Annotated in this window: 14 protein-coding genes; 13 read left to right on the top strand and 1 reads right to left on the bottom strand. The window is 44.4% G+C overall.

Translation table 11 applies throughout. The annotated features are described in order from the left end of the window. Positions 1-17: 17 nt before the first annotated feature. Positions 18-1,808, bottom strand: a complete 1,791-nt coding sequence (gene pepF / locus ACHBHN_RS00370) for an oligoendopeptidase F (protein ID WP_394733422.1) — start codon at positions 1,806-1,808, stop codon at positions 18-20. A gap of 133 nt (positions 1,809-1,941) precedes the next feature. On the opposite strand from pepF, the gene ACHBHN_RS00365 reads away from it, so the two are divergent. From ACHBHN_RS00365 to ACHBHN_RS00305, 13 genes are all read left to right on the top strand, one after another. Beyond that, positions 1,942-2,280, top strand: coding sequence for an ATP cone domain-containing protein (locus ACHBHN_RS00365; protein WP_105111991.1), 339 nt, complete (start codon positions 1,942-1,944; stop codon positions 2,278-2,280). Positions 2,281-2,604: 324 nt separating this feature from the next. Continuing rightward, on the top strand, positions 2,605-3,600 hold the full coding sequence (locus ACHBHN_RS00360; RefSeq protein WP_394733421.1) for a YhdH/YhfP family quinone oxidoreductase: 996 nt from the start codon (positions 2,605-2,607) through the stop codon (positions 3,598-3,600). A gap of 148 nt (positions 3,601-3,748) precedes the next feature. After that, a complete protein-coding gene (locus ACHBHN_RS00355; protein WP_172021373.1) occupies positions 3,749-4,504 on the top strand; it encodes a class I SAM-dependent methyltransferase in 756 nt (251 codons plus the stop codon). Positions 4,505-4,511: 7 nt separating this feature from the next. Next, positions 4,512-5,159 (top strand): pyroglutamyl-peptidase I, encoded by a 648-nt coding sequence (pcp, locus tag ACHBHN_RS00350; RefSeq protein ID WP_105123268.1) that lies wholly within the window; start codon positions 4,512-4,514, stop codon positions 5,157-5,159. A 12-nt stretch (positions 5,160-5,171) separates the two neighbouring features. Beyond that, positions 5,172-5,468, top strand: coding sequence for a DUF4298 domain-containing protein (locus ACHBHN_RS00345; RefSeq protein WP_105123269.1), 297 nt, complete (start codon positions 5,172-5,174; stop codon positions 5,466-5,468). 135 nt (positions 5,469-5,603) lie between these two features. Beyond that, entirely contained in the window at positions 5,604-5,876 is a 273-nt protein-coding gene (gene rpsP / locus ACHBHN_RS00340) for a 30S ribosomal protein S16 (RefSeq protein WP_105111987.1), read from the top strand. A gap of 21 nt (positions 5,877-5,897) precedes the next feature. After that, complete coding sequence (locus ACHBHN_RS00335) at positions 5,898-6,140, top strand: KH domain-containing protein (protein WP_105111986.1); 243 nt, start codon at positions 5,898-5,900, stop codon at positions 6,138-6,140. Between the two features lie 59 nt (positions 6,141-6,199). Beyond that, positions 6,200-7,939, top strand: a complete 1,740-nt coding sequence (locus ACHBHN_RS00330) for an ABC transporter ATP-binding protein (protein ID WP_394733420.1) — start codon at positions 6,200-6,202, stop codon at positions 7,937-7,939. Between the two features lie 9 nt (positions 7,940-7,948). Further along, entirely contained in the window at positions 7,949-9,718 is a 1,770-nt protein-coding gene (locus tag ACHBHN_RS00325) for an ABC transporter ATP-binding protein (protein WP_105111984.1), read from the top strand. A gap of 76 nt (positions 9,719-9,794) precedes the next feature. Beyond that, positions 9,795-9,926, top strand: coding sequence for a hypothetical protein (locus tag ACHBHN_RS00320; RefSeq protein WP_269088507.1), 132 nt, complete (start codon positions 9,795-9,797; stop codon positions 9,924-9,926). A gap of 332 nt (positions 9,927-10,258) precedes the next feature. Then, entirely contained in the window at positions 10,259-10,777 is a 519-nt protein-coding gene (gene rimM, locus ACHBHN_RS00315; RefSeq protein WP_105123271.1) for a ribosome maturation factor RimM, read from the top strand. Then, a complete protein-coding gene (trmD, locus tag ACHBHN_RS00310) occupies positions 10,767-11,495 on the top strand; it encodes a tRNA (guanosine(37)-N1)-methyltransferase TrmD (RefSeq protein ID WP_105123272.1) in 729 nt (242 codons plus the stop codon). The genes rimM and trmD overlap by 11 nt, the downstream gene beginning before the upstream one ends. Positions 11,496-11,722: 227 nt before the next feature. After that, positions 11,723-12,745, top strand: a complete 1,023-nt coding sequence (locus ACHBHN_RS00305) for a branched-chain amino acid aminotransferase (protein WP_105123273.1) — start codon at positions 11,723-11,725, stop codon at positions 12,743-12,745. Positions 12,746-12,794 lie beyond the last annotated feature (49 nt).

Genomic DNA, 12,794 nt, shown 5'->3' with positions numbered 1-12,794 from the left:
TCAAGTCTTTTTTGCTATTAGACCAATGATTCCAACTTGTCGACCAAGGAACCAACGTAAGCGATTGTTTCTTTAAGTGGTTGGTCTGTTGATACATCAACGCCTGCGTGTTTAGCCAGGTCTTGGGCAGACAGGCTAGCGCCCAGTGACAGGGTTTCCAACCATTTTTCAACGACTTCTTCTGGATTTTCTTCCAATTGCTTAGCCATAGCCGTACCGATGGTCAAGCCAGCTGAGTAGGTGTATGGATAGAGGCCAATGTAGTAGTGAGGCTGGCGCATCCAGATAAGACCAGCATCGTCGCCGATTTCAAAGTCTTCACCCCAGAATTCTTTGATGACATCCAGCTTGATTTGGCAGAGAATGTCGCCGTTGAGGTATTCGTCATTGTCCAGACGAGTGTAAACCTCACGCTGGAAGGCTGCCTCAAGCAGGTGAGTGACCATGTTGTGGAAGTAAGTACGACTGATTAACTCGCTAATTAGGTAAGCCTGGAAACCAGGGTCTTGGTTGTTTTTCAAGAGAGTATTACAAGTCAAAACTTCGTTGGCAGTTGATGGTGCCTCGATAAAATAGAGCGATGGGTCATAGCTGAGAATGCTTTGTTTCTTAGCCAATTGGAAATGCCCTGCATGCCCCAGTTCGTGAGCTAATACCAGGACTTCATTCATGAGACCAGTCCAAGAAAGCAGGATATAAGACGGTCCGTCATAGAGAGTCGCACAGAAACCACCAGTCGCCTTGCCCTCATTTTGCGCAAAGTCAATCCAGCGCTCATCGAAGGAACGTTCAATCATCTTGACATAATCGTCGCCAAGGATGCCCAAACAGTCAATCAAGAATTGTTTAGACTCTTCTGGCGTAATGCGTTGGTTAAATTCGGACGGTAGGCTGATTTTCAGGTCGGCGTGGGTAATTTTCTCCAAGCCATGAGCCTTGGCAACCAGCTTGACATAGCGACGCATGTGCGGTGCCAATTCTTTCATGATGACGTCAATCTGACGGTCGAAGAGGTCGCGGGAAACATTTTGGTGGTGGAGAAGATAGTCAATGGTCGTGTCAAAACCGCGGAGGCGCGCCTCAATCTGCTCATTTTTAATGTGTGATAGATAGGTTGCAGCTGTTGTGTTCTTGTATTTTTTCAAGGTATTGTAGAAACCAGCAGCGGAATTACGACGAATTTCGGTGTCGTGACTGATTTCGTAGTCATTTTCAAACAAAACATAGCTGTTTCCGTAGGTTTGGCCATTTGCTTCAAAGCTGTCAAAGGTCATATCCTCAAACTTGGTAACCCCGTAGTTGTTGTAAGGTTGGCCAAAGGTTGGTGCAAAATTGGCCAAGAGTTCTTCTTGAAGAGGGTTGAGTTGGTGAGGTTTTTGGCGAATGATTGCCTCGAAAAACGCCTTCCATTGAGGCTGTTCAGCAATCAAGTTGTTCAAGACTGCCTCGTCAAGTAAGCCCAGTTCGGTGTCCAGGAAGGACAATTTTGGAATGGCAAAGGCACGCACTAATTCGTATTCATTGGCGAGGCTAGCCAATTCTGTATTCATCTTGTCGACTTCAAGTGGCAAGAAGGCATAGTGGTCCAGCTTGCTGAGGAGGATAGACAGGTCTTCGTATTCTTTCAGTGCAGCGACAATACTTGCTTTTTCGATCAATTGACCTTTATAGGTTTTCTCAAATTTCTCAACTTGTTCCTTGTAGCTAGCAAGGGCATCCTTATAGGCCTGGTTGTCTGGGAAAATCAGGTTGGTATCCCAGGTGAGTTGCACGTCAATTTCATGGCGTTTTGGCATTGCTTGTGACATAGAATTCTCCTTTATTTTCAGAATTTTAAGTATATTATATCATAGAATGAAAATTATAACTTGACAAAACCGTGAAAAACATAGATAATTATTAGTATGAAAGGGTTTACTGAAAACCAGAAAGGAGCTTAATATGCAAGTCATTAAACGTAGTGGAGAGATTGTTGAATTTGACCCAGAAAAGATTTATCAAGCCATTTTAAAGGCTGCGCAGACAGTTTATGTGATTGATGATACCTGGCGGAAAAACCTTGCCCAGGTGACTAAGAAGGTCGTACTTGACTTGGAAGAGGCTCATACAGAACGCCCAACCATCAGCATGGTACAATCCCAGGTGGAGCACCGTTTGCTGGATGCCGGCTATATCTCAATCGCAGAGCATTATATTTCTTATCGCCTGCAGCGTGATTTGGAACGCAATGGCTACGCGGATAAGATTGTCGTTCATCTGCGATTTGAGCAAGTACGTTAAAAGTAGTTATAGTTTATAGCTATAGGTTCATGTAACTAAAAACTATTGGTAATTTATGACATAATATGCTAGAATAAATGAAATCCATCCTTTTTGATAATCTGGATTTTATAACTAGTCATTCCCTAAGTTCGTGCCTTAGGGATTTTTTATTTCCTCTTATCTTTTTTGAAAATTCAGACTAAAATTTTATTTTTAAATCGGTTTTAGCTGGACGAATTCTCTGAAATGTTTTATTATAATAACAGATAGAAAACGGAGAGGAGGTAAGGTAGAGAGGTTGGGAAGCTGACTCTATCCTATATCAAAATCGGAGGTTATCAAATGAATAGAGAATTTAAGGCTATGGTTGTTGAGCAAGTAGGCGACGAGATTGTATTTGCTCCAAAAACCATTACAGTGGATGATTTGCATGAAGGTCAAGTCCTTATCAAAGTTGCCTACAGTTCGGTCAACTACAAGGACATGCTGGCTGTGCAGAAAAATTCCGGTGTCATCCGGAATTATCCCATGATTCCAGGTATAGACTTGGCTGGTACTGTCGTTTCTTCGGAGACAGATGAATTTACTCTTGGTCAGGAAGTGCTGGTGACCGGCTATGAAATGGGCATGTCCCATACAGGCGGATTCTCTGAATATGCCCGCGTTCCCAAAGATTGGGTTGTGCCATTGCCAGAAGGGTTGACAATGAAAGATGCCATGATCCTTGGCACGGCGGGACTCACAGCTGGTTTGTCTGTCCTGGCGCTTGAGAAAGCTGGAATGACAGTGGACAAGCAACCACAGATTCTCGTGACAGGTGCTAGTGGTGGCGTAGGCTCGGTTGGGCTTGCCATTCTCAAATCTCAGGGCTATGAGCATATTAGCGCTCTGACCCGAAAGAACAATCAGGATGAGCTGGTTTGCCGGCTGGGTGCTAGCAAGATTATCAAGCCAGATCAAGTCTTTATCAAGGAGAATCCACTCCTGCTCAAAGGGATTTACAATTATGTGCTGGACACAGTAGGTGGTGATGTGGTCGCTCATCTGATTCCACAGATTGACTATGACGGTGCTGTTTCGCTTTGTGGAAATGCCGGAGGTGTCAAGATGTTGACCAATGTTCTGCCATTTATTCTCCGTGGTGTACAGGCTTTGGGAATTGATTCTGTCCAAATTAGCCATGAAAAACGGACAGCAGTCTGGGAAAAATTCGCCAAGGAATGGAAGATTGTAGACCAGCTGGCTTATGATGAAATCAGCTTGGAAGAACTGCCTGAGACCATGACTCTTTTGAAAGAAGGGCGGCATTTGGGTAGAACCATTGTCAAAATTGGATAAACTGGACTGCTGAGATTTGATGTACAATAAAATCTATCAGTGGCGGAAGTCTGTTGCACACCAAAGGACCAACAAACGATAAGATAATTTTGAATAGTATGAAACGGCTAGGGATTACTTTAGTCGTTTCTTTGGTATAATGATAAGTATGAATCTGATTGTGACAACGAGTTTGAGGATGGATAGTCAGCTAGTTTCCCTTGCAGAGTCCATTGCCAAAGAACTACCTGCTATTTATCTGCCGCGTAATAAGCAAGCCTTGAGCCGTTTTTTTACGGATGTGGAACAGGTTTTGGTAGTTTACAAAGACCGGCTGGTTTTGGAACAAGTGGGTGGGCAATCCCTCTTTTTTCACCCAGATACTGCTATGCTTCGTATCAAAGCTGGACGTGACCCTCTCCTAGAATTGATTGGCGACAAGCCAAAGACTATTTTAGATTGTACCATGGGGCTGGCTTCTGATAGTATTGTCCTAGCTAGTGCGGGACATCAGGTGACAGCCTTGGAGAGTTCTCTGCTTATTCATTTTATGGTAAGCCGAGGTCTGAAAGAGTTTGATAGTGGCAATGAAGCGGTTAATCAAGCCATGCGGTCCATTGAGGCCATCTGGACAGACAGTTTGCCCTATTTGAAAAATCAGGCAGATAAGTCGGTTGATGTGATTTATTTTGACCCTATGTTTTCGAAGGAGATTAAGGAATCGCAGAATTTGTCCGGATTAGCAGGGCTAGCAAATGCTGCCCCCTTGTCAGGGGAATTGTTGGCTCAGGCCAAGCGGGTGGCCAAGGAAAAGATTATCTTGAAAGCTCATTTTCGTGATGCGGTCTTTGAGCGATTTGGCTTTAAACGTCATGTAAGACCCAATCAAAAATTTCATTATGGAGAAATTCGTTTGAAGGAGTGAGAACAGAATGAAAATATTAGTAACTGGTTTTGACCCATTTGGAGGTGAGTCTATCAATCCAGCACTGGAGGTCATTAAATCATTACCAAAGCAGATTGCAGGCGCAGAGATTCTTCTTGAGGAGATTCCAACTGTTTTTTATCAAGCTGCAAGTGTTCTTGAAGAAGCCATGGCTAAGTATGCACCAGATATTGTGCTATGTATTGGACAGGCTGGTGGAAGGACGGAATTAACACCTGAGCGTGTTGCCATTAATCAAGACGATGCACGCATTCCAGATAATTTGGGACAACAACCAATTGACACTATGATTCGTGAAGATGGGCAACCTGCTTATTTTTCAACCTTACCCATCAAAGCAATGGTTGAAGCCATTCGTGCAGCAGGTCTTCCAGCCTCTGTTTCTAATACCGCAGGGACCTTTGTCTGCAACCATCTCATGTACCAAGCTCTTTACTTAGCTGATAAACAATTTCCAAAGACTAAGGCTGGTTTTCTTCATATTCCGTTTCTACCGGAACAGGTTCTTGACAAACCAGGCTTTGCCTCTATGTCTCTAGCCGATATTGTTAGAGGAGTTGAAGCAGCCATTGGAGCAATAGTTGCATATAAAGACAAAGAGGATGTGAAGAACGTTGGAGGTGCAACACATTGATGGGGGGATTGTATGGAAGCTAGGAAACGTGTCGAGGAGATGGAAAAAATATTTAATATGCATCTGGAGATGAACAAGTCCCTTGCTGATAGTGTTACCCAACTCAATCAGGCACAATCAAGTTATTTACGGTTGCTAGATTATTATCAGAGCCAGACCTATATGGAAGATCTTGATTTATCCAATAATGGTTATTTTGATGGTATTCCTTGCGGTGTATTGAGTGAAGATGGAGTCTATAATTTGCTTTTTGACCGCTCGAATTTAGCAAGTCAACTGAGAGAACTAGCAGATCTGCTTGAGCAATAAAAATGGCAATAAAATTTTTAAAAAGTGTCAAGTTTTTTTCTTGACACCTGCTTAGAATGTGTTATAATAGAACATGTGCTAAATAGCTCTGCTATTTCACCGAATAAAAAATTAAAGAAAAGAGAACATTTTAAAATGGCAGTAAAAATCCGTTTGACTCGTATGGGTTCTAAAAAGAAACCTTTCTACCGTATTAACGTTGCAGACTCACGCGCTCCACGCGATGGACGTTTCATCGAAACAGTTGGTACATACAACCCACTTTTGGCTGAAAACTCAGTAACTCTTAAAGAAGAGCGTGTACTTGAGTGGTTGGCAAAAGGTGCACAACCATCTGATACAGTTCGTGCCCTTCTTTCTAACGCTGGCGTTATGAAGAAATTCCACGAATCAAAATTCTCTAAATAAGAACAGTAAGCGAGACTACTTATGGACATGATTGAAAATCTCATTATTGCGATTGTGAAACCCTTGATTTCACAGCCTGACAGCTTGACGATTAAAATCGTTGATACACCTGAATTTTTGGAATATCATTTGGATTTGGATCAATCGGATATTGGCCGTGTTATCGGTAGAAAAGGACGCACGATTTCTGCAATTCGTACGATTGTCTATTCTGTCCCAACAAGTGGTAAAAAAGTTCGTTTAGTGATTGACGAGAAAGAATAAGAGGGTCACCATTTGGTGGCTTTTTACTTACTTCAAGATAAAAAACTAGAAAGGGAATTATGAAACTTATTTGGAACTATCTGAAACACTATCCAAAATGGTTGATATTAGACCTGTTTGCCGGAATTTTGTTCGTAGCAGTCAACCTTGGTTTGCCAACCTTCTTGGCTCGGATGATTGACCAGGGGCTCACGCAAAATAATCCTGACCAAGTCTATTTCTGGGCTTGGATGATGTTGATAATCGTTGTGTTGGGCATTGTCGGTCGTGTCCTTTTGGCCTATGCTGCTGGACAGTTGACGACCAATATTGTCAAGGATATCCGCAATGATTTGTATGAAAAAATCCAAGATTATTCCCATCATGAATACGAGCAGATTGGTGTTTCCTCGCTTGTGACACGGATTACCAATGATGCCTTTGTCCTCATGCAGTTTGCGGAGCAGGTTCTGCGACTGGGTGTTATCACGCCTATGATGATGATTGCCTCGGTCATCATGACCCTGGTGACCAGTCCTGGACTGGCTTGGACAGTAGCAGTGGCTATGCCTTTCTTGGTCTGGGTCGTCTATTATGTGGCCATCAAGACCCGTCCTTTGTCTGAAATGCAGCAGCAAAAGTTGGACACGATTAACCAGTACGTCCGTGAAAATCTCATGGGGTTGCGGGTCATCCGGGCTTTTGCGCGCGAAGAATTTCAAGAAGAACGATTTGAGCAGGTCAATGAGGATTACACCGGCATTTCTAAGAAACTCTTCATCTTGACAGGTTTGACGGAGCCACTATTTGTACAAATCATTATTGCCATGATTGTGGCCATTGTCTGGTTTGCCCTTGCTCCGCTCAGAGAAGGTAGCTTGCAAATCGGTGACCTGGTTGCCTTTATTGAGTATGGTTTTCATGCCCTTTTCTCCTTCTTGCTCTTTGCCAATCTCTTTACCATGTATCCCCGGACGGCAGTTTCAGCCAAGCGGATTCAGGAAGTTCTGGACATGCCGATTTCGATTTCTAAAAATGAAGACGGGATTACAGAGACAGAAACCCGCGGTTACCTGGAATTTGACAATGTGACCTTTGCCTATCCAGGTGAGACCGAGTCGCCTGTTCTCCACAATATCTCCTTTAAGGCAGAACCTGGTCAGACCATTGCCTTTATTGGCTCAACGGGTTCTGGTAAGTCTACTCTGGTCCAGCTCATTCCGCGATTTTTCGATGTGACCCTGGGCCGGATCTTAGTAGATGGTGTGGATGTCAGACGCTACAATTTGAAAGCCCTCCGCAGCAAGATTGGCTTTATTCCGCAGAAAGCTCTGCTATTTACCGGAACAATCGCTGAAAACCTCAAGTATGGAAAGCTGGATGCCAGCATGACGGAGCTGGATGCGGCGGCTGATGTGGCTCAGGCCAAGGATTTTATCGAAAGCAAGGAAGAACGGTTTGAGACCCATTTGGCAGAAGGCGGTAGCAATCTGTCTGGCGGGCAAAAACAGCGACTGTCTATCGCGCGTGCCATTGTCAAGGAACCAGAAATCTATATCTTTGATGATTCCTTCTCTGCCTTAGACTATCGGACAGATGCGATTTTACGCAAGCGCCTCAAGGAAGTGACGGAAAATGCGACTGTCCTTATCGTTGCCCAGCGTGTGGGAACCATTATGGATGCGGACCAGATTATTGTCCTCAACGAAGGGGAAATTGTCGGTCGTGGTAAGCACGATGAGTTAATGGAAAGCAATGAATTCTACCGTGAAATTGCCAATTCTCAACTCAATCGTCAGTCCTTGACAGAAGAAGAATAGGAGGGTGATATGAAGAATACAAATGTTTTTAAGCGTGTTTGGACCTATTTGCGGACCTACAAAAGCTCTATCTTTATTGCCATCCTTATGAAGATTCTCAGTGCCATTATGAATACCTTAGAGCCCCTGGTGCTGGGTATGGTTATCACCGAGCTGACAGCAAACTTATTGGATATGGCCAAGGGTGTTGAAGGAGCCGGTATCAACGTGCCTTATGTCGCAACCCTCCTAGCAATTTACGCCTTCCGTGCCCTCATGTACGAAGTTGGAGCTTATTTTTCTAACTATTTCATGACCAAGGGTGTTCAACATGCTGTCCGTGATATGCGCCAGGACTTGAGCCAAAAAATCAATCGAATCCCGGTTTCCTATTTTGACAAGGAGCAGTATGGTGACCTCCTGGGCCGCTTTACCAATGACGTTGAGACGGTTTCCAATGCCCTACAGCAGAGTTTCCTGCAAATTGTCAATGCGGCCTTGATTTTGACCTTTGCGATTGGCATGACCTTCTACCTCAATGTTTCCCTGGCCTTGGTCGTTCTGCTCTTGGTACCCCTAACTTACTTTAGTTCCAGCTATATCATCAAGCGCTCCCAGCCTTATTTCAAGGAACAGGCCGCTATCCTGGGTCGCCTCAATGGCTTTATCCAGGAAAATCTGACCGGTTTCCATGTTTTGAAACTCTACGGACGGGAAGAGCAGTCTAAACTTGAATTTCGCCAAATTACAACGGACCTGCAGGAGGTTGGTTTCAAGGCTAGCTTTACCTCTGGCATGATGATGCCGGTGGTTCAGGGCTTGTCAAACCTGACCTATGTTATCATTGCCCTCTTGGCTGGTCTCCAGGTTTTGGCGGGGCGTCTGACAGTTGGTAATTTGCAGGCCTTCGTCCAATATGTCTTCCAAATTTCTCAGCCGGTGCAAACCCTGACCCAGCTAGCTCCCCAGTTGCAGTCTGCTAAATCTTCCCTGGAGCGCATTTTTTCAGTCCTAGATGAGGTGGATGAGGTCAACGCCAATGAGCAAGCCTTGACAGACAATCTGACCGGCCAAGTCAGTTTTGAAAATGTTGAATTTGGCTATTCTGAGGACAAGCCTCTCATTCGCAATTTCAATCTGGAAGTTAAGCCAGGTGAAATGGTGGCCATCGTTGGACCAACGGGTGCCGGAAAAACTACACTCATTAACCTGCTGATGCGATTTTACGATGTAACATCTGGAGCCATTAAGGTCGACGGTCACGATATTCGTCAATTATCACGCCAGTCATACCGTAGTCAATTTGGTATGGTTCTGCAGGATGCCTGGCTTTATGAAGGAACTATCAAGGAAAACCTTCGTTTTGGTCGCCTGGATGCCACTGATGAGGAAATTGTTGAGGCAGCCAAGATTGCCAATGTAGACCACTTTATTCGTACCCTACCTGGCGGTTACAATATGGAGATGAACCAGGAATCCAGCAATATTTCGCAGGGGCAAAAACAGCTTTTGACCATTGCGCGTGCCTTGCTAGCTGATCCCTCCATTCTCATTCTTGATGAGGCGACCTCATCCGTCGATACCCGCTTGGAATTGCTGATTCAGAAGGCTATGAAACGGCTCATGCAGGGCAGAACCAGCTTTGTCATCGCCCATCGTCTGTCAACCATTCAAGAGGCGGATAAGATTCTGGTCCTCAAAGACGGCCAAATCATTGAACAGGGTAATCATGAAAGTCTGCTAGCCCAGGAAGGATTCTACTATAATCTCTATCAAAGCCAGTTTAGTAGCAGTCAGTAAGGTTTCCACACCGATATTTTCCAAAATTGGCCAGATTTGTTATGCTAATATTAGAAATAACAGGGAGTATGAGTACATGAAAAAATCTCAACTGGTTTTAACAATCCTATCGCTCATCATCCTGGCTGTCTATCTAGGCTTTAGAAAGACAAGCATCGACCTTCCAGAGGCGGACAGAATTGTTATCCAAAACGAAGACTTTCAGTAAATTGCTGTTCTAGAAGGAAAGGACGCTGCGCGCCTTCATTCAGATGTGACATATATTCGCCCCTATTTCTTTGATAATCCTAGCAAGCAGGACACCCCCGCAGGTAGATAAGTTCTACTTTTTAGAATTTTTGCCCAGCAGAAAAAACGCCTACCTCAAAAATCCAAAGGAGCAACCTATCTGGAATTGCCCTATGAAAAAACGGTCAAAATCAAGAAAGATATCGAGGAGATTCTCCCAAGATAAGTCGGCTAGCGCCGACTTTTTCAATCCCTTGAGAAATCTCTGTTCCCATGTTAAAATAGATGAATAGAAAAACAAACGGAGAACACATGAATTATTTTAACGTAGGAAAAATTGTCAATACCCAAGGCTTGCAAGGAGAAATGCGAGTCCTGTCTGTGACGGACTTCGCTGAGGAACGTTTTAAAAAAGGCGCAGTCTTGGCGCTTTTTGATGACAAGGATCAGTTTGTCATGGAAGTGGAAATTGCCTCCCACCGCAAGGCCAAGAACTTCGATATTATCAAGTTCAGAGGGCTCTATCATATCAACGACATTGAGAAATACAAGGGCTTTAGCCTCAAGATTGCGGAGGAAAATCTGACAGACTTGGACGAAGGCGAGTTTTACTACCATGAAATCATCGGGCTGGATGTCTATGAAAATGACCAGTTCATTGGACAAATCAAGGAAATCCTGCAACCGGGTGCCAATGATGTTTGGGTGGTCAAACGAAAAGGCAAGAAAGATTTGCTTTTGCCTTATATTCCGCCAGTTGTTCTTAATATTGACATTGACAACAAGCGCGTCGATGTAGAATTGCTCGAGGGGCTGGATGATGAAGATTGATATTTTGACTCTCTTTCCAGAAATGTTTGCACCACTGGAACATTCTATTGTCGGCAAGGCGCGGGACAAGGGGTTGCTTGAAATCAATTATCATAATTTCCGTGAGAAAGCCGAGAAATCGCGTCACGTGGATGATGAGCCCTACGGTGGAGGTCAAGGTATGCTCTTGCGGGCTCAACCGATTTTTGACACCATGGATGCCATTTCCCAAACCAATCCGCGCGTGATTTTGCTGGATCCAGCCGGTCGGACTTTTAATCAAGCCTACGCTGAGGAATTGGCTCAGGAGGAGCAGTTGATTTTCATCTGTGGTCACTATGAGGGCTACGATGAGCGGATTAAGGCCTTGGTGACAGACGAGATTTCTCTTGGTGATTATGTATTGACTGGTGGGGAGTTGGCTGCCATGACCATGATTGATGCGACGGTGCGCTTGATTCCAGAGGTGATTGGCAAGGAAGCTAGCCACACTGATGACAGTTTTTCGTCTGGTTTGTTGGAATATCCCCAGTACACGCGCCCTTATGAATACCGTGGCATGGTCGTCCCAGATGTGCTTATGAGTGGTCACCATGAAAATATCCGGAAATGGCGCTTGGAGCAAAGCCTACGCAAGACTTATGAGCGTCGTCCTGACTTGCTAGAGAAATATGACATGACGGCAGAAGAGGAAGAAATTTTCCAGAAAATCAAAGCAGAAGTATCACCAGAAGACTAGGGACAATCCTTGTTCCTTTTCTTTTTTATTAGATTGACAAAATTTTCTGAATTTTTCTTGAAATTCATCATCAAAAGTAGTAGAATAGTAAAAAATAAGGAGCTGTATCCAGTAATTTTGCTGGAATTTTGACCGTGTCTCAAGAAAACGAAGGCTGAGTGGCAGAAAACCAACCTTCGTTAGAGGCGTTGAGCTGTAAATCCAGCTTCTAATAAGGAGTGAACACTATGACTGTAAATCTTGATTGGGAAAATCTAGGCTTTTCCTATATGAAATTACCCTACCGTTTTATTGCGCATTTTAAAGATGGCCAATGGAGCGAGGGAGAGTTGACAGATGATGCAAATTTGCACATTTCAGAAAGTTCTCCAGCCCTCCATTACGGCCAACAAGCTTTTGAAGGGCTAAAAGCTTATCGCACCAAGGAGGGAAAACTCCAGCTCTTTCGTCCAGACCAAAACGCTGAGCGCCTGCAACGAACAGCAGACCGCTTGCTCATGGAGCCTGTTCCGACGGAGCTCTTCATCAAGGCTTGCAAAGAAGTGGTCAAAGCCAACGCAGACTACGTTCCTCCCTATGGAACTGGTGGCACCCTCTATCTTCGCCCGCTCCTCATTGGTGTCGGTGACATCATTGGCGTAAAACCTGCTGAGGAGTACATTTTCACCGTTTTTGCCATGCCAGTTGGTAACTATTTCAAAGGCGGTTTGGCTCCGACCAACTTCCTCATCCAAGATAAGTATGACCGTGCAGCACCTAACGGAACTGGAGCAGCCAAGGTCGGTGGTAACTACGCAGCATCGCTCTTGCCGGGCCAATATGCTAAAAAGCAGGGCTTCTCAGATGTGATTTATCTGGACCCAGCTACCCACACCAAGATTGAAGAAGTCGGCTCAGCAAACTTTTTTGGGATTACAGCTGACAACGAGTTTGTTACGCCAATTTCACCGTCAATTTTGCCCTCTATTACCAAGTATTCTCTTTTGTACTTGGCAGAGCATCGTCTGGGTATGAAGGCTGTGGAGCGTGAAGTCCTTGTCGAAGAATTAGACCAGTTTGTCGAAGCAGGAGCCTGCGGAACAGCAGCCGTTATCTCTCCAATCGGCGGAGTGCAGCATGGCGATAAATTCCATGTCTTCTACAGTGAGACTGAGGTAGGACCTGTTACTCGTAAGCTCTATGAAGAATTAACAGGAATCCAATTCGGTAACGTTGAAGCACCTGCAGGCTGGATTGTTGAAGTGGAATAAAAATAATACTCTATTTTTGCATGTTCATGTGCAGAGGTAGGGTATTTTG

The sequence above is a fragment of the Streptococcus sp. A22 genome (genome assembly GCF_043674215.1).
Lineage (GTDB): Bacteria > Bacillota > Bacilli > Lactobacillales > Streptococcaceae > Streptococcus > Streptococcus suis_V.
This window is presented reverse-complemented; position numbering and strand designations above follow the sequence as displayed.

What these genes read in the sequence shown, in the direction of transcription:
- ACHBHN_RS00345 (WP_105123269.1), top strand. Translation starts at nt 5,172, where the DNA reads ATGGAAGCTAGGAAACGTGTCGAGGAGATGGAAAAAATATTTAATATG.
- ACHBHN_RS00325 (WP_105111984.1), top strand. Translation starts at nt 7,949, where the DNA reads ATGAAGAATACAAATGTTTTTAAGCGTGTTTGGACCTATTTGCGGACC.
- ACHBHN_RS00335 (WP_105111986.1), top strand. Translation starts at nt 5,898, where the DNA reads ATGGACATGATTGAAAATCTCATTATTGCGATTGTGAAACCCTTGATT.
- rimM (WP_105123271.1), top strand. Translation starts at nt 10,259, where the DNA reads ATGAATTATTTTAACGTAGGAAAAATTGTCAATACCCAAGGCTTGCAA.
- ACHBHN_RS00360 (WP_394733421.1), top strand. Translation starts at nt 2,605, where the DNA reads ATGAATAGAGAATTTAAGGCTATGGTTGTTGAGCAAGTAGGCGACGAG.
- ACHBHN_RS00305 (WP_105123273.1), top strand. Translation starts at nt 11,723, where the DNA reads ATGACTGTAAATCTTGATTGGGAAAATCTAGGCTTTTCCTATATGAAA.
- rpsP (WP_105111987.1), top strand. Translation starts at nt 5,604, where the DNA reads ATGGCAGTAAAAATCCGTTTGACTCGTATGGGTTCTAAAAAGAAACCT.
- ACHBHN_RS00365 (WP_105111991.1), top strand. Translation starts at nt 1,942, where the DNA reads ATGCAAGTCATTAAACGTAGTGGAGAGATTGTTGAATTTGACCCAGAA.
- pcp (WP_105123268.1), top strand. Translation starts at nt 4,512, where the DNA reads ATGAAAATATTAGTAACTGGTTTTGACCCATTTGGAGGTGAGTCTATC.
- pepF (WP_394733422.1), bottom strand. Translation starts at nt 1,808, where the DNA reads ATGTCACAAGCAATGCCAAAACGCCATGAAATTGACGTGCAACTCACC.
- ACHBHN_RS00355 (WP_172021373.1), top strand. Translation starts at nt 3,749, where the DNA reads ATGAATCTGATTGTGACAACGAGTTTGAGGATGGATAGTCAGCTAGTT.
- ACHBHN_RS00320 (WP_269088507.1), top strand. Translation starts at nt 9,795, where the DNA reads ATGAAAAAATCTCAACTGGTTTTAACAATCCTATCGCTCATCATCCTG.
- ACHBHN_RS00330 (WP_394733420.1), top strand. Translation starts at nt 6,200, where the DNA reads ATGAAACTTATTTGGAACTATCTGAAACACTATCCAAAATGGTTGATA.
- trmD (WP_105123272.1), top strand. Translation starts at nt 10,767, where the DNA reads ATGAAGATTGATATTTTGACTCTCTTTCCAGAAATGTTTGCACCACTG.